Below are 21286 nucleotides of genomic sequence, written 5' to 3' on the forward strand. Positions count from 1 at the left end.
TTGCGACCCCGGCGGTTCGGCATCACCCCTGCGTGGCTTGCGCCTCGGCCACGGCCACGGCCGTCATGTTGACCACGCCGCGCACCGTGACGGCGCGATTGAGGATGTGGGCCGGCTTGGCGGCACCGATCAGGATGGGGCCGACGGGCAGGGCATCCGCCAGCATGCGGGTGAGCTGGAAAGCAATGTTAGCGGCATCCAGATTGGGCATGACCAGCACATTCGCCTCGCCCCGCAGCCGCGATGAACTCAGCTTGAGGTCGCGCAGGCTTTCATCCAGCGCCGTATCCGCCTGCATCTCGCCATCGGCCTCCAGATCGGGGCGCTGCTCGACCAGGAGTTCCAGAGCCCTGCGCATCTTGCGGGCCGCCTCGGTGTCATAGGAGCCGAAATCGGAATGCGACAGCAGGGCAATCTTCGGGTCGATGCCGAAGCGGCGGACATGCTCGGCCGCCAGGATCGCCATCTCGGCGATCTCCTCCGCACAGGGGTCGGGCTTGACCTGGGTGTCGCAGATGAAGAATGCGCCCTTGGCCGTCAGCACCAGGGACAGGGCTGAATAATCGCGTACGCCGGGTGCCAGGCCGATGATCTGACGCACATAGCGCAGATGGCGCATATAGGCCCCTTCCAGCCCGCAGATCATGGCATCGGCATCGCCGCGATGCAGGGCCAGCGCCGCAATTACCGAAGTGTTCGAGCGCACGATGGTACGCGCCGTGTCCGGCGTAACACCACCGCGCCCGGCCAGATGGTGGTAGAGCGACCAGTAATCCTTGTAGCGCGGATCATCCGCTGGATCGATCACCTCGAAATCCTGCCCCGGCTTGATCGTCAGGCCGAAGCGCTGGATGCGGGTTTCGATCACGGAAGGGCGACCGATCAGGATCGGGCGGGCGAGCCCCTCCTCCAACAAGACTTGGGCCGCGCGCAGCACGCGCTCGTCCTCGCCTTCGGCATAGACCACGCGTTTGGGATCAGCCTTGGCGGCGGTGAACAGCGGCTTCATTACGAAGCCGGAGCGGAAGACGAAACGCGTCAGGCTTTCGGCATAGGCTTCCAGATCGGTGATCGGACGGGTTGCCACGCCGGTTTCCTGGGCAGCCCGCGCCACGGCCGGGGCAATACGCAGGATCAGGCGCGGATCGAAGGGCGAAGGAATGAGGGAATCGGCACCGAAGCGACGGCTTTCGCCGCCATAGGCGCGCGCCACCACATCCGACGGTGTTTCGCGGGCGAGCGCCGCGATCGCCTCGACGGCCGCGTGCTTCATCTCCTCGTTGATGGTCGTGGCCCCGCAGTCGAGGGCGCCGCGGAAGATATAGGGGAAGCACAGGACATTGTTGACCTGGTTCGGGAAATCCGAGCGCCCCGTGCAGATCATGGCATCCGGGCGGGTCGCCTTGGCGAGTTCGGGCATGATCTCCGGAAACGGATTGGCGAGCGCCATGATCAGCGGATTATGCGCCATGCGCGCGATCATCTCGGGCTTGAGCACGCCGCCGGCAGAGAGGCCGAGGAACACGTCGGCTCCCTCGATGATGTCGTTGAGGGTGCGCGCCTCGGTTTCCTGGGCGTAGACGTCCTTCCAGGGATCCATCAGTTCGGCGCGGCCCTTATAGACCACACCCTTGATGTCGGAGATGAAGATGTTCTCGCGCTTCGCACCGAGCGAGACCAGGAGATTGAGACAGGCCAGGGCCGCCGCGCCGGCCCCCGACGCCACGATCTTGACCTCGCTGATCGCCTTGCCGGCGAGTTCCAGGCCGTTGCGCACGGCGGCACCGACGATGATGGCGGTGCCATGCTGGTCGTCATGGAAGACCGGGATCGCCATGCGCTCACGCAGGAGGCGCTCGACCTCGAAGCATTCGGGCGCCTTGATGTCCTCGAGGTTGATGCCGCCAAAGGTCGGCTCCAGCGCCGCGACGACGGTGACGATCTCCTCGATCGACCTGGAGGCGATCTCGATGTCGAAGACATCGATGCCAGCAAACTTCTTGAACAGGACCGCCTTGCCCTCCATCACGGGCTTGGAGGCGAGCGGGCCGATGTCGCCGAGGCCGAGCACGGCGGTGCCGTTGGAGACGACGGCGACAAGATTGGCGCGCGCGGTCAGGTTGGCGGCCTCGAGCGGATCGGCGTGGATGGCCTCGCAGGCGGCGGCCACACCAGGCGAGTAGGCCAGAGCAAGGTCGCGCTGGTTGCCGAGCGGCTTGGTCGCCTGGATCTCCAGTTTCCCCGGCTTGGGATAGCGATGATAGATCAGCGCCCCAGTTCGCAGATCCTCGGACATGGTCGAGGAATTCGTGGGAGGTGCCGAGCCGGGCTGGACATCTGACATTGCGTTTCCCGTCCTGTTGGCTGGAGCAAAATGCGCTCATGACAGAACGCTGCCTTACTCCAGCTCTTTGTTTCCAAGCCAATCCGACGGATTGACTGAAGCGTCTTTGCGATTCTCGGTGGCTTCCTCAAATCGGTAGACGCTCTGGGCCGCGGGCCTACTCGGCCCTGGCCTTGTTCGTTTTAGCGCATGACGTCGCGGCCGCCAGCCCTAAGGCTGCTATTTTTCCTGGACGTTCAGACGAATATGCAGCTCACGCAGTTGCTTGGGCGTCGCCTCGGAGGGAGCGCCCATCAGGATATCCTCGGCGCGCTGGTTCATCGGGAACAGTGAGATCTCCCTCAGATTTTGCTCACCCGCGAGCAGCATGACGATGCGGTCGACACCCGCTGCCATGCCGCCATGCGGCGGCGCGCCGTACTGGAAGGCCCGGTACATGCCGCCGAAGCGCTCGATCACCGTCTCCTCGCTGTGACCGGCGATCTCGAAGGCCTTCACCATTGCTTCCGGCTTGTGGTTGCGAATGCCGCCCGAGGCGATCTCGAAGCCGTTGCAGGCGATGTCATACTGATAGGCCTTCAGCGACAGCGGATCCTGAGTGGTAAGCGCTTCGAGGCCTCCCTGCGGCATGGAGAAGGGATTGTGCGCGAAATCGACCTGCTTCTCGTCCTCGTTCCACTCGAACATCGGGAAGTCGACGATCCAGGCGAGCTCGAAGCGGCCCTCGTCCACCAGCTTGAGATCGGTGCCGACCTTGGTGCGGGCGGCGCCGGCGAACTTGTAGAACTTGTTCGGATCGCCTGCGACGAAGAAGGCGGCGTCGCCGGCCTTCAGGCCGAGCTGCAGCCGGATCGCCTCCGCCCTTTCAGGTCCGATATTGTTGGCGATCGGCCCGCGGGCGCCGACACCTTCGGCATTCGGATCCGCCTGCTTGCTGGTCTCGTCTGTCGCCTTGTCGAAGAAGAGGATATAGCCAAGGCCCGGCTGCCCCTCGCTTTGCGCCCAGGAGTTCATGCGGTCGGCGAAGGTGCGCTGGCCACCGCCAGGCCCAGGAATGGCCCAAACCTGATTGGCAGGATCTTCGAGCATGCGCGCGAAGACCTTGAAGTTCGAGCCACGGAAATGCTCGGAGACCTCCTGCATGATCAACGGATTGCGCAGATCCGGCTTGTCCGAACCATATTTGCGCAGCGCCTCCGCATAAGGAATGCGCGGCCACCCCTTGGTGACGCTTTTACCACCGGCGAATTCTTCGAAGATGCTGGTGATCACCGGCTCGATCGTGGCGAAGACGTCCTCCTGGGTGACGAAGCTCATTTCGAGGTCGAGCTGGTAGAACTCGCCCGGCAAGCGGTCGGCTCGCGGATCCTCATCGCGGAAGCAGGGAGCGATCTGGAAGTAGCGGTCGAAGCCCGCCATCATCAAAAGCTGCTTATATTGCTGGGGCGCCTGCGGCAAAGCGTAGAACTTGCCGGGATGGATGCGCGAGGGCACCAGGAAGTCGCGCGCGCCTTCCGGCGAGGAGGCCGTCAGAATTGGCGTCTGGAATTCGTTGAAGCCAGCGGCCTTCATGCGGGTGCGCATGCCATCGACGACCTTGCCGCGCAGCATGATGTTGTTGTGGATGCGTTCGCGCCTGAGATCGAGGAAGCGATATTTGAGGCGCGTCTCTTCTGGATAGTCCTGGTCGCCGAACACGGGCAGCGGCAATTCCGCCGCTTGGCCGAGCACCTCGATCTCGGTGACATAGATTTCCACCAGACCGGTCGGCATTTCATGGTTTTCAGTGCCTTCGGGGCGCCTGCGCAGCTTGCCGTCCACCCGCACGACCCATTCCGAGCGCAAGGTCTCGGCCACCTTGAAGGCCGGTGAATCCGGATCGACCACGCATTGGGTCAGGCCGTAATGATCGCGCAGGTCGATGAACAGCAGGCCGCCATGGTCGCGGATGCGGTGGCACCAGCCGGAAAGCCGCACGTCCTGCCCAACGTGGTCGAGGCGAAGATCGGCGCAGGTGTGAGAACGGTAACGGTGCATAAGGGTGTCTTTCCGGACAAAGTGTTTTGCGATTGGACGGTACCACCGAGAATCGCAAAGACGCGTCAAATTATGGTGCCAGAGTATAAGTGCGTTTTCGCCGAAACGCGCTTCGCTCTGGAGTTTGAGGTCATAGACCCCAACGCCACGGTCGCCGTCAAGGTTGAGCTTGCCTTCTCCGGTATCGGACGGCCCTGAACGTGCATTCAGGGCCTAAAACCTTGCCATGTGACGCTGCGTGCCCGATAAGCATATTCATGCCACAATCTTCCGCCCACCCCGCCGCCATCATCACCACAACCCAGGATCTGGAAGCCGCCTGCGCCCGTCTCGCCGCCCATGCGTTCGTGACCGTCGACACGGAATTCCTGCGTGAAACCACCTTCTGGCCCAAGCTCTGCGTCGTCCAGGTCGCCAGCCCCGAGGAAGCCGTGGTCATCGATGCCCTTGCCGAGGGGCTCGACCTTGCCCCCCTGTTCGAGCTCTTGCGCGACGAGAAGGTGCTGAAGGTCTTCCACGCCGCCCGGCAGGACATCGAGATCGTCTGGCACCTGGCCGGCTTCATTCCCGCACCGCTGTTCGACACGCAGGTCGCCGCCATGGTGCTCGGCTATGGCGACTCCATTGCCTATGATCAACTGGTCCAGCGCATCACCAACGCCCATATCGACAAGTCCTCTCGTTTCACGGACTGGTCGAAGCGCCCCCTCACCCCCGCGCAGATCAATTACGCCGTTTCCGATGTCACCCATTTGCGCGACGTTTATCTCAAGCTTGCGGCATCGCTTGAGAAAAGAAAGAGAAGCCATTGGGTTGGCGACGAAATGTCTATCCTGACATCGCCCGATACCTACCGGCAGGCCCCCGAAGATGCCTGGCGCCGGGTCAGTGGGCGCGTGCGCAAGCCGCGTGATCTCGCCGTTCTGATCGAAGTGGCGGCATGGCGCGAGCGAGAGGCCCAGTCCAAGAATGTACCGCGCTCGCGCGTGCTCAAGGATGACGCCATCACCGAAGTCGCGCTACAGGCCCCTGACACGCCGGAGAAACTCGCCGGCATCCGCATGATCCCCAAAGGCTGGGAGCGCTCCCGTCCCGGCCTGGAATTGATCGAGGCAGTCAAGGCGGGCCTCGCGCGTGATCCCGCCAGCCTGCCGCGTCAGGCTCCCCCGCGCATTGCGAGCAACGGAGCCGGCGCCACCGTCGAACTGCTTAAGGTGCTGCTGAAGATGGTAGCCGAAAGCCAGGGCGTCGCCGCCAAGGTCATCGCCACCACCGATGACCTCGACATGATCGCCGACAGCGACACCGCCGACGTTCCGGCGCTGCATGGCTGGCGCCGGGAATTGTTCGGCGAGAAGGCGCTCGCCCTCAAGCATGGGAAGCTCGCGCTGGCGATCGAGCGCGGCAAGGTCGCGGCAATTAGCCGATAGCCGCCTGTAATTGACTTGCGCTATCAGCCAAGCGAAAGCTGGGCGAATCGTTGGATTCACTGACCGTATTGGCGCGGCGCAAGCAGGAGTGTGGGCATAAATGAAGGTCGCGGTTCTCGGCAGCGGCGTGATCGGAGTAACCTCCGCCTATTATCTGGCGAAGGCGGGACATGAGGTCGTCGTGCTGGATCGCCAGTCCGGCCCGGCTCTCGAGACCAGCTTCGCCAATGCCGGCGAGGTTTCCCCCGGCTATGCTTCGCCCTGGGCGGCTCCAGGCATCCCGCAAAAGGCGATCAAGTGGCTGTTGATGAAACACGCTCCACTGATCCTGCGCCCCCGCCCCGATGCGGCGATGGTCGCCTGGGTCTGGCGCATGCTGCTCAACTGCACCTCAGAGCGCTATGCGATCAACAAGAGCCGCATGGTTCGCCTTGCCGAATACAGCCGTGACAAGTTGATCGAGCTGAGGGCCGCCACCGGCATCAGCTATGACGAGCGCATGCAGGGCACGCTGCAGCTCTTCCGCACCCAAAAGCAGCTCGACGGCATCGGCAAGGATGTCGAGGTGCTCAAGCGCGACGGTGTTCCCTTCGAGGTCCTCGACGCGGATGGCTGCATCGCCGCCGAACCGGCTCTAACCCATGTTCGCTCCCTGATCCGCGGCGGCCTGCGGCTGCCCAATGACGAGACCGGTGATTGCTACAAATTCACCGGAGCGCTGGCACAACTCGCCGAAACGCTCGGCGTGCGCTTCCGTTACGGTGTCGAGGTCAAGCGGTTGCTGTTCGCCGGCGACAAGATCGAGGGTGTCGAGACCGGTGCCGGCGTCGAGAAGGCCGATGCCTATATCGCGGCTTTCGGCAGCTATACGCCCGATTTCGTCGCGCCTCTCGGCCTCAAGGTGCCTGTTTATCCGATCAAGGGCTATTCCCTCACCATTCCGATCGTCGATGAGAGCCGCGCGCCGGTCTCCACCATCATGGACGAGACCTACAAGATCGCGATCACCCGGCTGGGTGACCGCATCCGCGTCGGCGGCATGGCCGAGATCTCGGGCTTCAGCAAGGACCTGCCGCCGGCCCGCCGCGACACGCTAGCCCAGTCGGTGACCGATCTTTTCGGCGGCTCGGGCGATCTCGCCGCCGCGAGCTTCTGGTCGGGCCTACGTCCGATGACGCCGGACGGTACCCCGGTGATCGGCCGCACCCGCTACAAGAACCTGCTGCTCAACACCGGCCACGGCACACTGGGCTGGACCATGGCCTGCGGTTCCGGCCGGGTGATGGCCGATATCGTCGGCGGCAAGAAGCCGGAGATCGACGTCTCGGATCTGGGGCTGAGCCGGTATGGCTGAAACCTGAAAACGCCACCGCGCGAGCCAGTCGCGCCTCAATTCGCCGGCAGCGAGGGCGCAAAGCAACGATCACACGTCAGGTATCGGCACGCGCCGCCTGTTTATCATCATCCTGATCCCCCTCGCCCTCCTCAGCGGGACGGCGTTTTGCCTCGGCTGGTATCTGGTTCGAGATCTGCCGGCGATCAGCTTGAACGATCTCCGCCCTCTCGCGGCCTGCCCCATCGCTGGAACCGAAGGCTCGGCGGATCTAACCGACAAAGTGGCGCGCTTCGTTCTCGCCATCGAAAGGGGCGATCCGTCGGATCGTTTCTGGTCAATATCGCCAGACATGCCAGTCGGCTATGTCGCGGATCAGACATTTCCGCCGGATGCTTCCGAAGGCCGGAACCACCTGTTGCGCTGGGTGAGGGCCTTGCAACTACGTCTGACCCACGCCCGGGCTGAAATCGACCGCGCGTTTTTGGAGCGGGTCTATTTCGGTATGGGGGCCTATGGTTATCGCTGCGCCGCCATGGTCTATTTTGGCAAAGCCGCGAGCCAACTCAACGACCAAGACGCAGCCTTTCTCGCCGGCCTGATCAAAGCACCAAGCATCTATGGTCGCGATCAGACCGCCAGCGCGAAACGTCGCGAACAAGTTCTCGACACTTTGCGCTGTCGCGGCCTCATTGGCGAGATGGCGAGCAAAATCCCTTCGAACAGTGGGAAGACCTGAAAACGGTGGATGCCCCGCCTAACGCCCCCTACTCCGCCGCGACCGTAACGTTGTCAGCGGGATCGATGATGCGGATCGTCGCCTCACGGCCGATCAGGCGGCCGAGCGCCTTCATGCGGGCGTTGAGCCGCTCGCCCACCAGCCCCTCCAGGTCCCGCGGAACGTCCAGCAACAATTTGCCGTGGCTGACATAGAGCGGGGCGCGCGGCAGCACGCCCGGCATCGAAGCGGACAGGATATACCCCACCCGCATCAACCCTCCGAGGATGCGCGCCCGGTCAAGAATGCGCGCGGTAGCGATCTCGCGGATGCGGGGAGACAGCTCCTCCTCGTTCAGGCCGACATGGCGGAAATAGTTCGCCACCGCCATATAGGCACGGCCGCGATGGTCGACGCCGACAAAGGCGGCGTTGGCGATGATATTAAGGCTCTGCTCGCCGCGATAATCGGGATGGGCGCGCCAGCCGATATCGGCCACCAGGCAGGCCGCATGGCGCTGGCGCTTTTCGTCGGGGGTTTCGTCGATATGGGTTGATGCCATGAAGCGGTCGCCCCAGCGCACCAGTTCCTCACCGTGCTGGGGCGAGCGCGAGCGCAGGATATTAAGTTCGCTCGCCGCGCTGATCAGCGGATCGAGCTTACGGCTCTCCTCGTCCAGCAACGAATAGAGCAGCCCTTCGCGCACGCCCTGGGCCGAGATCACCACATCGCGCGGCTTGCCGGCCTTGATGACCTCGCTCATCACCGCCGCGCCATAGGCGAGCAGCGGCAGGCGCCCGGTCGAGACGGTGTCCTTGCCGATCAAGGTGGTGTTGTCGACCCGCATGATCAGCTTGCAGAAGTCGAGCATCTCGCGCGCCGGCACGCTGTAGCCATGCATGATGTGCAGGGGATAGCCGAGCTGCATCATGTGCAGCTTGGCGAGCGACCGCCAGGTCCCGCCGACCGCGTAGAAGGTGCGGTCCTTCAGATGCTTCAGTGGGTCCGCCTTGGCGAGCTTTTCCTGCGCAATCTTCGCCGCCTTGCGCACAGACTGGCCGGAGGTGTCCTGCAAGGCGAGCCCACCGAGAGGCGTCGTCATGCCCGCGCCGGCGCGATGACCATGCACCTCGATCAGTTCGAGGGAGCCGCCACCCATGTCGCCCACGACACCATCCGGCATGTGGAAGCCCGAGATCACCCCATAAGCCGACAGGCGCGCCTCGCGCTTACCCGACAGCACTTCGATCTCAGCACGGCAGATCGCCGTGGCGCGAGCGATGAATTCCTCGCCATCCTCGGCATCGCGCGCCGCAGCCGTCGCCAGCACATAGAGGTCCTTCACGCCCATGGTGTCGCACAAGGCACGGAAGCGCACCAGAGCGGCATAGGCCTTGGCGACAGCGCTTGGATCAAGGCGCTTGGTGGTCATCACGCCGCGGCCGAGGCCGCACAGCACCTTCTCGTTGAAGACGGCTGTCGGGCTGCGCGTCAGCCCTTCATAGACCACGAGACGAACCGAGTTGGAGCCGATGTCGATGGTCGCGATCGGCGGGCCCTGGCAGATGCGGCCCTGTGCGAATCCGGGCTGCCACGGCCTCGGACCCGCGATATCGGCGGCCTGGACGTGAGGAACGGTATCAGCGTCTGCGGCTGAGGAGCGTTCTGGGAGAATTGTGTTCAAGAGATTTGCCTCGTCCCGATAGGCTGGGATTGGTCATGAAATATTTATGGGCGTTGAAGGGCTCTTCATCAGGCTGCGGGACTATGCGTTCGGCGGTCCCGTCGGGCAAGATGCTCCAGCTCTGTTGGTTGTCGATAAGGTTGGCGATCATGATCTGATCGAGGACCTGCTCGTGCACCGTCGGATTGAGGATCGGGCAGAGCGCTTCGACGCGGCGGTCGAGGTTGCGTTCCATCAGATCGGCCGAGGAAATGTAGAGGGCCGCCTTCTGGTGCGGCAGGCCATGCCCGTTGCCGAAGGCGTAGATGCGGCCATGCTCCAGGAAGCGGCCGACGATCGACTTGACGCGGATGTTCTCCGACAGGCCCAATACCCCCGGCCTGAGGCAGCAGATGCCGCGCACCACCAGATCCACCTGCACTCCCGCCTGGCTGGCGGCATAGAGCGCATCGATGATCATGGTATCGACCAGCGAATTGCACTTGGCCCAGATCGCCGCTGGCCTGCCGGCCTTCGCGTGCTCGATCTCGGCATTGATGTGATCGAGGATGCGTTGCTTCAGCGAGACAGGCGAGACCGCCATGCGTTCCAGCGCCGCCGGCTCGGCATAGCCGGTGATGAAGTTGAAGATACGCGAGACGTCGCGCGCGATCACAGGATCGGCGGTAAAGAAGGATAGGTCCGTGTAGATGCGTGCGGTGATCGGATGGTAGTTGCCGGTGCCGACATGGCAATAGGATACGAGCTGGCCCATCTCGCGCCGCACCACCAGCGAGAGCTTGGCGTGGGTTTTCAGCTCGATGAAGCCGAACACCACCTGCACACCTGCACGCTCGAGGTCGCGCGCCCAGCGTATATTGGCTTCCTCGTCGAAGCGCGCCTTCAGTTCCACCAGCGCCGTCACCGATTTGCCGGCCTCGGCCGCCTCGGCGAGTGCCTTGACGATCGGGCTGTTGGAGGAGGTGCGATAGAGTGTCTGCTTGATGGCGACCACATTCGGATCGCGCGCCGCCTGGTTGAGGAACTGCACCACAACGTCGAAGGATTCGTAGGGATGGTGCACCAGGATGTCCTTCTGCCGGATGGCGGCGAAGGCATCGGCCCCATGATCGCGGATACGTTCGGGCGAACGCGGCGAATAGGGCTTGAATTTGAGGTCCGGACGGTCGAGCCCGACGAGTTGCGACAATTCGTTGAGGGCGAGCATACCCTCGACGCGAAAGACCGCGTCGTCGGCGACATCGAGTTCCTCGGTGACGAATTGGCGGATGCTGTCGGGCATGCCGGCTTCGATCTCAAGGCGGATCACCACGCCGCGCCGGCGCTGTTTCAATGCCGTCTCGAACAGCAGCACCAGGTCTTCTGCCTCTTCCTCGACTTCCAGATCCGAGTCGCGGATGACGCGGAAGGAGCCCTGCCCTTTCACTGTATAGCCGGGAAACAGCTTGGCGATGAACAGCACCGCCAGATTTTCGAGCGTGATGTAGCGGGCCGCCCCTGTCTCGGCGAAATCCGGCAGGCGGATGAAGCGCTCCACCTTGTGCGGCGCGCGGATCAGGGCATTCAACATGCGCCCGTCGCTGACGCGTTTGAGCTGCAGGGCGATGGTGAAGCCGAGATTGGGGATGAAGGGGAATGGATGGGCCGGATCCACCGCCAGCGGGGTGAGGATCGGAAAGATGTAGCTGAGGAAATAATCGTCCAGCCAGGCGCGCTCCGCCTTGGAAAGGTCACGCGGCTCGGTGATCACGATGCCTTCGAGCAATAGGTCGTCGCGCAACTCGGTCCAGCGTTTCTGCTGGTCGCTGGCAAGCTTGGATACGGCCTCGCCGATCTTGACGAGCTGTTCGGCCGGCGACAGGCCGTCGGGGCTGCGCGCCGTGACGTCCTCTCGCACCTGGCCGATCAGGCCGGCGACGCGCACCATGAAGAACTCGTCGAGATTGCTGGCCGAGATCGATAGGAAGCGCAACTGCTCAAGCAGAGGATGGCTCTTGTTGGACGCCTCCTCCAGCACGCGGCGATTGAATTGCAGCCAGGAAATTTCGCGGTTGATGAAGCGATCCGGGCTGACGCGCAGTGCGATCGGGTCCTGAGCAGGAGCCGCCTCGCGCGCCGTCTCGCCTCGCATCACACTCTCTTCCGCCGTCTGTGCCGTGCTGGTCATGGTCGTTAATGCCGCTCACTATGTCCCGGAGCAAAGCGCGTTTAGACGGAAACGCTTGTTTGCTCTCGCTCTTTGGTTCGACGCGTCCTTGCGATTCTTGGCGTGACCGCCAAATCGTAAAACGCTTTAGGCCGGCGTTACAGGTCCCGCCGGTCGGAATCGCTGCCCGTCATGGGGAAATCTGCTTAGGCCGCCTATATGACAATGCTGTCACATAAAATGACCGCCATGGGGAAAATTCGCAAAACTCCTCCCCATCGCCTGTGGAGCCTCCCCGGATTGGCTGAACGAACTGGCCCCGACCGGACTGTATAAGGTATCTTCCGACCGGCCCTCCAATCGTCCATCTACGACGGACGAAACGATTTGTCCGTTCCAAGCAGAGTTTACCGACAAGACCCACGGACAGGCCTTGCCGATAAACCTCGCAAATGTTTGGTGTCTTGCAGAGTCCTCTGGATTGTAACCATGGTTCAATCAAGAGGACTTTGCATAGGAGCAAATCCGGCATGCGCAGGCTCATATTTTTCTCCATGGTCATCCTGACCGTCTTGCTCCTTCAACCGATGCACATTGTGGCCCGGACCAACACCAGCCCAGCCCTCCAAGCCGATCAATCCGGCGCATCCGGATGCGTCTCGGTACGGGATTCCGGCGATCCGAATAGAAATGGAACCGCGCTCATCGGCTGCTTCAACCCAACGACGGGCGCTTTCGAGTTGCCTTCGAACCTCCGCAATCAGGGAGATATCGACGAGCGCGTCCTGAGATCCTATGGGTTTGTAGGCGATGGAGGCAACCACCCCTTGTCCAGCGTCGCCACTCTCAACGGCCGCAGTACCGCCGGCTGGTCCCTGGCACAGTGGCAGATGATACTTCCGGCAGCCCGCGCCCTTTCGGATGAGATCGACGGCACCGTGATCAACTCGCTGATCCAGACGAGGCCGGGCGCCCTGAAGTTCCGTCTAGGCCCTCTGACTGGGCGTTTCTCCGCGCCGATCACCTCTCCCTGCGGCAAGAGCATTCGTTTCGAAGGAGCCGGACCGGAACTCACCATATTTCGCTTCGGCGCCAGTAATGGCTGGGATCACTGCCATGCCGGCGCCCCGACGGGAGATAAGCTGGAACTCCAAGGCATCAAGTTCCAGTCCAGCGATACCGCTTCCACGAACACCATCGGAATCAACGCCAGGTTTGCACCCAGCGTCAATGGAACCTACTCCAACTTCGCCCTAGAGAACTTCAACACCGGCATGGTCCTGGTCAATTCGGCCGGCACCACGATCGAGGGCGGGATGATCACTGCCGGACCGTCGCGCAAAGGCCTCGCCACCGCGGGAACCGGCATCTGGTTTCGCGGAACGAACACCTTCGTCAATCGGATCCAGAACACGCTGACACAGCACTACAGGGTCGGATATCGCTTCCAGTCGACCAATCCCCCAAAGATGCTAGGGCTCGAGGATCAGAGCCTGATCAATTCGGCGGCCGGGGAGGTAGGCACCTGCATCCAGATCGATTCCGATTACAAGGGTTATTCTCCCCTCCAATATGTGGCGGATAATTTCTCCTGCGATGCCTATGAGGGGCATGTCGACGCAAGACAGGTCTCGCATCTGTCCATCAAGGGCGGCAACTGGCTGATCCACCCCGCCGCCGGTTCGTGGAGCCCGGCTGGCAAGAACTTCTTCAATTTTTGCCGCGCTTCCACGGTACGCCTCGAGGGGGCCTGGATTTCCAACAACGCCCAGGCTCTCGGGGTTCGCTCCCTGATCAATGTTACCGCCGACTCCTGCGGCATTCCGAGCGGAGCCGGTGCATCGGACGTGCAGATCAGGAACAATAAGATCGAGTACAGAAACTTGACAACCTCAGTGGCCATGATCGTCAAGACCGCCGGTACCAGCGGAGTGGTTGTCGCAGGAAATCTCTTTACCGAGTTCTTCAAGCCAGGGCCGCCGCCTTCCAATGCGTTCTCATGGGCCGCTTCGGATGCCCAATCGGCCCTCTATCAGGGCCTCGCTGGCGAGTTCGTGCAGATATCACCGCCGCCAGTCGATATGACCGATGGGACGGTCAACGACATCGGGACCTTCTCTCTCGGGCCAGGTGTGTGGAACTGTCATGCCCGGCTCCAGCTCCTGCCGGCTAGGGATGCCAAGGTTCATGCCTTTCAGGGAGCTTTCAGTACCGAGCCCGCCTCGATGCCGGCCGCCCCTGGACAAGGCATGTTCATGGAAACCGGTGAATGGTCGAGCCCGGAGATTAGGGGCGTCGGTCCGTTCGCGTTCGATTTCACTACGAGAACGCAGAGCTCCCCTGTCCATATCGTCGGCGCGGCGTCCTTCACCGGCGGCCAGTTGCAGATGAACACCGTCGGCCAGTGCATCCGTCTGCGATAGAACTCGCACAATGACGGGCGGACCGCGACGAGGCGCCATCGACCTCACTCATCGTCCAGCGGAGAGGCAAGCACTTCCTTGAGCAGTTCAGCGGCCAGTGCCCGCGTGATGCGGCGGCCGCGCGAAAGACCTTCGCGATCGAGCACGGCGACGACCTGGCGCGCTGCGGCAAAGGAGCGCTCGATGCGCCGGACGAGGAAGTCGACCAGGCTCGAATCGACGATGAGCTGGCGATCGAGGAAGAGCTTTACCAGCAGCATGCGGAAGAGATCATCGTCGGGCGTGGCGATGGTCAACGCCGTCATGGCCCTGAGGCGCGAGATGAGGTCGGGAAGCGTCAGGCCCCAGCGTTCGGGCGGCTCATGGGCGGTGATCAGCAGCGAGGCGCCGGCCTCGCCGGTGAGGTTGAGCAGATGGAAAAGCGCCGTCTCGTCGACGCCGCGTCCTGCATCCTCGATCACCACCGCCTTGTGCGAAACCAGTTCGGGAACGCTTTCTTCCCCGAGCGCCTCGCCTGCCAGGGTGACCGCACCCGCCAGCTTGGACCAGATTGCCGCCAGATGGCTCTTGCCCGAGCCGCTCGGGCCGATCAGCAGAGCACGGCGGGAAGGCCAGTCCGGCCAGCGTTCCATGAAGGCATAGGCCGCCTCGTTGGAGGGCGAGACCAGGAAATCCTCACGGGCGAACGAGACCTGCAAAGGCAGATCGAGTGCCAATTGGCGGGGTGTCGTCACGACGAATGGTCCGAAGAGAGAGAGCCATCGTGGTTGACATGACCGGTGTAGTATTGGCTGGCGAGGTAGCTCGAGAGGGCGAAGCGCACCAGGACACCGATCGCCGCCGCCACCGGCACGGCGACCAGCAGGCCGATGAAGCCGAACAGGCTGCCGGCTGCCAGCAGGGCAAACATCAGCCAGACAGGATGCAGGCCTACCGAGCCGCCGACCAGCCGGGGCGAGAGAACATAGCCTTCGAGGATCTGCCCCGCCGCGAAGAGGAGGGCGACATAAACAGGCAGATGCCAGTCGGGCCAGACCTGGACCAGTGCCACGCTGACGGTGACAACGAAGCCCAGAATCGAACCGACATAGGGAATGAAAGAAGCAAGGCCGGTGCACAGTCCGATCAGGAAGCCGAAACTGACGCCGAGCAGCGTGAGGCCGGAACCGTAGAACAGGCCGAGCAGGAGGCAGACCGTCGCTTGGCCCCGCACGAAGCCGGCGATGGCGGCGTCGATATCACGGAAGATGCCGCGGATGGCCTCGACATGGTCGCGCGGCAGCCAACTGTCGACGCGCGCCACCATGTTGTCCCAGTCGAGCAGAATATAGAAGGCCACCACCGGCGTGACGATGAGAACGCTGATCACCCCGATGACCGCCTGGCTGCCCGACCAGATCGAGGAGACGAAGGTGCCGAGAAGCTGGGCGCCCTGCCCGACATAGTCACCGAGCGATTTCTGGATGTTCTGCAGCCTCTCGGCGAAGATCCCGCCAAGCCAGCCCTGGTTGAGTTCACCGAGAATGCGCTGCATGGACGCGACGATGCTCGGCAGCCGCTCGCGCAAGCCGTTGAACTGCTCGCCGAGCATCGGCACCACCAGGAGGATGGCCAGCACGATGACGAAGATGAAGCCGAGCAGAATGACGGAGGCGGCGGCCCAGCGCGGCAAGCCGAGGCTCTCCAGCCTGTCGGCGACGGGGTCGAGGAAATAGGCGATCGCGAGGCCGCCAATAAAGGGCAGCAACATGCCCTGAAGCAGCCAGATCAGCGCGACGAACAAGGCCAGCGCGCCGAGCCAGAAGAACACCTGCCTTTGAAGGCTCATCCACACGCTCCTGAAGCTCGATCCAAACCGTTCTCCTCCGGCCAAACAAGCGTCGTCCGAGACGGCTGAGGTGGCGGATGGCCTCCCTCGGACGGAATTTTCATCCGGCCATATGGTTGAGCCACTGGCGCAGATAGGCGGCAGCCGATGCAATGGTCAAGAGCGTGACCAGAATGGACCCCACTTCGATCAGGAAAGGAAACGGCCATCCGGTGCCCTTGGCGAACAGCACGAGGGCGACGAAAGCGATCTGCACCGCGGTGTTGAGCTTGGAGAGCATCAGCGGCGCGATCTGTATCGGCTGGCTCATGACCCAGGACACCAGCACGGCGCCAATGATCATGAAATCACGGAACACGGTCAGGATCACCAGCCAGGCGGGCACCACGCCGACGATCCCCAGCGTGACGAAGATGGAGACCAGCAAGGCCTTGTCGGCCAGCGGATCGAGCATGGCTCCCAACTCGCTGCGCATGTCGAAGCGCTTGGCGATGAACCCGTCGACACCGTCGGAAATACCCGCCGTCAGAAAGATGGCGAAAGCCCAGCCCCACGCTCCCGAGGCGATGCACCATACCGCCAGCGGCACCAGACAAAAGCGCAGGATGGTGATCAGATTCGGTATCGTCATGATCGGATCGTAGCAAACCCCGAAGAAACCGGCATCTCTGCGGTCGCCAGACAAAGAGCGTTCATGCCTGAACGCTTATTTTCCCTAGTTCCTTGCTTCGACGCGCCGTTGCGATTCCAGGCGACTTCCTCAAATGGCAAAACGTTTTAGGAATTCAGAGCACCACGACCTTGGCACCCACCCCGACGCGCTCATAGAGATCCATGACATCCGGATTGGCCATGCGAATGCAGCCGGAGGACACCGCCCGGCCGATAGTGTTCGGCTCGTTGGTGCCGTGGATGCGATAGAGCGTGGAACCGAGATAGAGCGCCCGCGCGCCCAGAGGATTGTTGAGGCCCCCTTCCATGCGATCGGGCAGTTCGGGGCGCCGGGCGATCATTTCCTTGGGGGGTGTCCAGCTCGGCCATTCGGCCTTGCGGCTGATGGTTTCGGTGCCCTTCCAGGTGAAGCCCTGCTTGCCGACGCCAATGCCATATCTGAGCGCCGTGCCATCCTCCTGCACCAGATAGAGCCGCTTCTCCTTGGTCGAGATCACGATGGTGCCGGGGCTGTAGCCTGAGAAAGGCACCACCGTGCGAGGGATCGGCGAGCTGGCCAGCATCGCCTGGCCGTCGTCCTTGATGCCGGAATCGAGATTGGGCGAGATGCTGTTCGGATCGATCGAGGCCTGACGCTGGGGGCGTCGGCCGGGCGTCACATCGCCCTCCTGATCGCCATAATAGCCATTGGGATCGTCCTGGTAGTCATAGGGTTCCTCGAAACGCCGATCAGCCCGATAGGTCGGCTGAGGTTCCCGCCACTGGCGCGGACGGGAGAAGCCATCGTCCTGATAATAGCCGTCGTCCGGAGGATCGCCCCACTCTTGGGCATGGGCCGTCCCTGCAATCATCAGGAGGGCCAGGGCGGGCAAAAGCGCTTTTCTTGCAATCGTCATGTCGAGAACCACACGTCCCGGAAGAACGCCCGGGGTTGCGCCCTGCAGAGCAATGCAAGGCAAGATGGCTGTGACAATCCCGGAAACGACGGGCGTAATTGTGGCAATAGCAGCGGCAGAAAGTCGCTATTTTTTAACCATTTGTTCAGCATGCGTTCAGATGGGATCGGTCGTCCTTGCGGAAAGGCATCTTATATCCTTCGCCGTGAGTTCGTCATCAAAGGCATCTCCCACGCCTTGAGGGCAGCGCGCCATGAGCTTTGTCACGCTTCCAATATCCGCCCTGGCCACGCCGGATCCTGGCGGGGCCGCAGCGCAGGAATGGCGCGGCTTTCTCCAGTTTCGCCCCTCCCAGGAAGCCGCCAAGGCTTGTCCCGCGCATATGTTGGGCGAAGGCGGGACGGCCGGCTGGGCTTACGGCCTGCATTGGAAGAAGCCACGAGCCACGGTCGATGCGATAGGCTGTTTTCTGCTGCGCGACATCGAGGTTTGGCGTCCCGGCATCCTCGTCCACGGCGGTCAGGTCGTCGACGATGCCAATCTGTCGACCAATGTCGCCTTGTTCGTGGCGCGCGCCGATGCGGGTTTTCCCTCGCGTTTCGGTGAGCAGGCAGCGGCAAGGCGAGTCGACCGCCCTGCCCTCGTCGTGGCCGGCCCTGGATACGGCATCTGGGGCCATTGGCTCGCCGAATTCCTGCCGCGGGTGTCCATTGCCAGCCAGTTGCTCGCATCGCTGCGTGACGAGTGGATCATCCCGCTGCCCCAAGACACACCGTCCTGGGTCGAGGACCTGCTGCTGTCGGCCTGCAACGTCCCGCGGCATGCAATCCTGCGCTATGCACCGGGACAGGAGAGATTGCTCTTCGCGCGCGCGGTGATACCGACATTCTGCTTTTCCGGCGAATACACCTTCCACCCCTATATGCGTGAGTTCTACAGGTCGCTGGCCCCGGCTGCGGGGGAGGCTCGCCGACGCCTCTGCCTTTCACGAGGAGGGCCCGGCCCCTCGGCCAACAGGCCTTTCAGGCAGCGGGATTTCTTTGAGGAGAACGCCAGGCGGCGCGGTTTCGAGGTCATCCGCCCCGAAGAATTGAGCCTGCCCGATCAGATCGCAATGCTCTCGCAGGCCTGCGCTCTCATCGGCGAATATGGCTCGGCAATGCATGGCTCCGTCTTTGCCGGGCCAGGAACCGTGATCGGCTGCATCGGGCACTGGAACGCGGTCCAGATGCGACTGGGCGAGGTTTTCGAGCAGCCGGGAGTCTACCTGACCCGCGGATGCCTTTGGCCTAACGCCGATAGGCCGATATCCATCGACGCGAGCCCCGATGACATCGAGAGCTTTCTCGATCGCGTGACATCGCTGCTCGACTGAGGCATCCGGGCCGAGAGACCGATTCCGTCCAAGACGGTCCAGAGGCTGTGGTACAGCCCCTATTTGCCCGTGAACCGGTTGTTCTTGGGGAAGCCCTTAGGCGGCAGGCGCCCGGCATCGGCACGATTTCCGGTCCATTCGACGAGGTCGGTGACGGTCCAGGTCCGATCGGAGGAATCGCTCCAGGTCAAGCCCTGCGCCTTGTCGAAGACACGCACGTCGGAGAGCCCGCCGTCCTTGTACTTCTGCAGCCGCACGCCCCTACCCCGCGACATCTCGGTGATCTGGTGCAGCGGGAAGACCAGCATCTTGCGGTTCTCGCCGATCACGGCGACCGTGTCACCGATGACGGGCACGATCAGCTTGGCTTCCGACGGCGCATCGACATTCAGCACCGACTTGCCCTTGCGGGTATTGGCCAGAATATCGTCTTCGGGCACCAGGAAACCGCGTCCGTCGGTCGCCGCGATCAGCAGCCGGCGTCCGCCCTGATAGGCGAATACGTCGACGACATCGGCGCCCTCGTCGATATCGACCATCAGGCGGATCGGCTCGCCCATGCTGCGCCCTCCCGGGAGCTTCGATGCCTCCAGCGTATAGACCTTGCCATTGGTGGCGAGGATGAGGAGCTTGGCCGTCGTCTCGGACTGGAATCCGAGCTTGAGCCGGTCGTCGGCCTTGAAGCTCAGCCCCGAGAGATCGCTGAGATGACCCTTCTGGGCCCGGATCCAGCCCTTTTCCGAGACGATCACGGTGATCGGCTCACGCTCGACCATCGCCTCGGTCACCGTCGACAGATCGATGGTGCCCGCCTTGGAGGCATCGATCTCGGTGCGGCGCTTGCCGAGCAGCGTGTCCGGGCCGAACTTCTTGGCGACTTCGCTAACCTGCCAGCCCACCGTCTTCCATTGCAGCTCCTCGGAGGCCAGCAGCTTCTCGATGCCGGTCTTTTCCTTGGCGAGATCGTCATGCTCGCGGCGAAGTTCCATCTCCTCGAGCTTACGCAGATTGCGAAGGCGCATATTGAGGATCGCCTCGGCCTGCACATCCGTCAGGTCGAACGCCTTGATCAGTTCGTCCTTCGGCTCATCCTCGTAGCGGATGATGCGGATGACCTCGTCGAGATTGAGATAGGCGACGATATAGCCGGCCAGCACCTCCATGCGCTTCTCGACAGCGGCCAGGCGGTACTTGGAGCGGCGGACCAACACGACACGGCGATGGCTGAGCCATTGCTGCAGTGCCTCGCCGAGCGAGAGCACACGCGGCACCTGGCCATCGACCAGCACGTTCATGTTGAGTGGAATGCGGCTTTCGAGCTCCGAAAGCTTGAACAGCGATTCCATCAGCACGGCCTCGTCGACATTGCGCGATTTCGGCTCGATGACGATGCGGACGTCCTCGGCCGATTCATCGCGCACGTCGCCGACCAGTGGCAGCTTGCGCTCTTCGAGAAGCTCGGCCAGCTTCTCGATCAAGCGGCCTTTCTGCACTGCCCATGGAATCTCGGTGATCACGATCACCCAGGTGCCACGCCCGAGATCTTCCTTATGCCAGCGCGCGCGCACCCGAAAACCGCCGCGACCGGTGCGATAGCTTTCCTGGATCGAGCCGGCGCTCTCCACGCAGATGCCGCCGGTGGGAAAATCCGGTCCCTTGACGAACTGCAGGAGGTCGGCGGTGGAAGCGTTGGGATTGTCGATCAGGTGCAGCGCCGCCTGGCACAATTCATGGGCGTTGTGCGGAGGAATCGAGGTGGCCATGCCGACGGCGATGCCCTGCACGCCATTGGCGAGCAGGTTGGGGAAGGCGCCGGGCATCACCACCGGTTCCTCGTCCTCGCCATTATAGGTCGGGCGGAAATCGACAGCGTCCTCGTTGATCCCTTCCAAGATCAGCGTGGCGACTTCGGTCAACCGCGCCTCGGTGTAGCGGTAGGCAGCGGCATTATCGCCGTCGATGTTGCCGAAATTGCCCTGCCCGTCCACCAGTGGATAGCGCTGGGCAAAATCCTGCGCCAGACGGACCAGCGCGTCGTAGACAGCCTGGTCGCCATGGGGGTGGAATTTACCGATGACGTCGCCCACCACGCGGGCGCATTTCTTGAAGGCCTGGTCGGGATCGAGGCGTAGCAGGCGCATGGCATGCAAGATGCGCCGATGCACCGGCTTCAAGCCGTCGCGCGCATCGGGCAAGGCACGTTGCGTGATCGTCGAGAGCGCATAGGCAAGGTAGCGCTGCTCGAGCTCCGAGCGCAGATTGACCGTCCTGACTCCATCGCCTTCCGGCGGATCGTCCATCTCATCCATGCGGTTGACTTACCGAAAATGCCTGATTCGGGGCAAGTCGTAGACCTTATGATACAGGGCAAATCGCCCGATCACGTGCTATTGTCGCGCC

14 protein-coding genes are annotated in these 21286 nt (G+C 62.7%); 5 read left to right on the top strand and 9 right to left on the bottom strand.

What is annotated here, in order from left to right; translation table 11 throughout:
* Window positions 1–22 precede the first annotated feature (22 nt).
* Both ACR9ZN_RS12060 and aspS read right to left on the bottom strand, forming a co-directional pair.
* Window positions 23–2344, bottom strand: a complete 2322-nt coding sequence (locus ACR9ZN_RS12060) for an NADP-dependent malic enzyme (RefSeq protein WP_434956690.1) — start codon at window positions 2342–2344, stop codon at window positions 23–25.
* 219 nt (window positions 2345–2563) lie between these two features.
* Window positions 2564–4381, bottom strand: coding sequence for an aspartate--tRNA ligase (aspS, locus tag ACR9ZN_RS12065; protein WP_481272326.1), 1818 nt, complete (start codon window positions 4379–4381; stop codon window positions 2564–2566).
* A gap of 257 nt (window positions 4382–4638) precedes the next feature.
* Between aspS and rnd the strand changes: the two genes are divergently transcribed.
* The 3 genes from rnd to ACR9ZN_RS12080 all read left to right on the top strand — a co-directional run bounded on the left by rnd (window position 4639) and on the right by ACR9ZN_RS12080 (window position 7883).
* Window positions 4639–5811 carry a ribonuclease D gene (rnd, locus tag ACR9ZN_RS12070; protein ID WP_454814130.1) on the top strand — a complete coding sequence of 391 codons (1173 nt, stop codon included), beginning with the start codon at window positions 4639–4641 and terminating at the stop codon, window positions 5809–5811.
* A gap of 100 nt (window positions 5812–5911) precedes the next feature.
* Window positions 5912–7165 carry a D-amino acid dehydrogenase gene (locus ACR9ZN_RS12075; protein ID WP_434956693.1) on the top strand — a complete coding sequence of 418 codons (1254 nt, stop codon included), beginning with the start codon at window positions 5912–5914 and terminating at the stop codon, window positions 7163–7165.
* A 190-nt stretch (window positions 7166–7355) separates the two neighbouring features.
* The gene (locus ACR9ZN_RS12080) at window positions 7356–7883 is read left to right on the top strand and encodes a transglycosylase domain-containing protein (RefSeq protein ID WP_481272327.1); all 528 of its coding nucleotides are present in this window, start codon (window positions 7356–7358) and stop codon (window positions 7881–7883) included.
* 28 nt (window positions 7884–7911) lie between these two features.
* On the opposite strand, the gene ACR9ZN_RS12085 is transcribed toward ACR9ZN_RS12080, so the two are convergent.
* A complete protein-coding gene (locus ACR9ZN_RS12085) occupies window positions 7912–9474 on the bottom strand; it encodes a Ppx/GppA family phosphatase (protein WP_481274350.1) in 1563 nt (520 codons plus the stop codon).
* A gap of 28 nt (window positions 9475–9502) precedes the next feature.
* On the bottom strand, window positions 9503–11677 hold the full coding sequence (locus ACR9ZN_RS12090; RefSeq protein ID WP_454816780.1) for an RNA degradosome polyphosphate kinase: 2175 nt from the start codon (window positions 11675–11677) through the stop codon (window positions 9503–9505).
* Window positions 11678–12246: 569 nt separating this feature from the next.
* Here ACR9ZN_RS12090 and ACR9ZN_RS12095 point away from each other — a divergent pair.
* On the top strand, window positions 12247–14115 hold the full coding sequence (locus tag ACR9ZN_RS12095) for a hypothetical protein (protein ID WP_481272328.1): 1869 nt from the start codon (window positions 12247–12249) through the stop codon (window positions 14113–14115).
* A 44-nt stretch (window positions 14116–14159) separates the two neighbouring features.
* Here the strand turns inward: ACR9ZN_RS12095 and ACR9ZN_RS12100 are convergent, their stop codons facing one another.
* The 4 genes from ACR9ZN_RS12100 to ACR9ZN_RS12115 all read right to left on the bottom strand — a co-directional run bounded on the left by ACR9ZN_RS12100 (window position 14160) and on the right by ACR9ZN_RS12115 (window position 17511).
* The gene (locus tag ACR9ZN_RS12100) at window positions 14160–14849 is read right to left on the bottom strand and encodes a P-loop NTPase family protein (protein WP_434956696.1); all 690 of its coding nucleotides are present in this window, start codon (window positions 14847–14849) and stop codon (window positions 14160–14162) included.
* Entirely contained in the window at window positions 14846–15943 is a 1098-nt protein-coding gene (locus tag ACR9ZN_RS12105; RefSeq protein ID WP_481272329.1) for an AI-2E family transporter, read from the bottom strand. The genes ACR9ZN_RS12100 and ACR9ZN_RS12105 overlap by 4 nt, the downstream gene beginning before the upstream one ends.
* A gap of 100 nt (window positions 15944–16043) precedes the next feature.
* Window positions 16044–16574 (bottom strand): CDP-alcohol phosphatidyltransferase family protein, encoded by a 531-nt coding sequence (locus ACR9ZN_RS12110; protein WP_454814136.1) that lies wholly within the window; start codon window positions 16572–16574, stop codon window positions 16044–16046.
* Window positions 16575–16728: 154 nt separating this feature from the next.
* Window positions 16729–17511 (bottom strand): L,D-transpeptidase, encoded by a 783-nt coding sequence (locus tag ACR9ZN_RS12115; protein ID WP_454814137.1) that lies wholly within the window; start codon window positions 17509–17511, stop codon window positions 16729–16731.
* Window positions 17512–17764: 253 nt separating this feature from the next.
* Here ACR9ZN_RS12115 and ACR9ZN_RS12120 point away from each other — a divergent pair, with 253 nt between their 5' ends.
* The gene (locus ACR9ZN_RS12120; RefSeq protein ID WP_481272330.1) at window positions 17765–18886 is read left to right on the top strand and encodes a glycosyltransferase family 61 protein; all 1122 of its coding nucleotides are present in this window, start codon (window positions 17765–17767) and stop codon (window positions 18884–18886) included.
* A 59-nt stretch (window positions 18887–18945) separates the two neighbouring features.
* On the opposite strand, the gene parC is transcribed toward ACR9ZN_RS12120, so the two are convergent.
* Complete coding sequence (gene parC, locus ACR9ZN_RS12125; RefSeq protein ID WP_481272331.1) at window positions 18946–21195, bottom strand: DNA topoisomerase IV subunit A; 2250 nt, start codon at window positions 21193–21195, stop codon at window positions 18946–18948.
* Window positions 21196–21286: the final 91 nt, after the last annotated feature.

The sequence above is a fragment of the Labrys sp. HAY1-8F genome, from assembly GCF_056754975.1.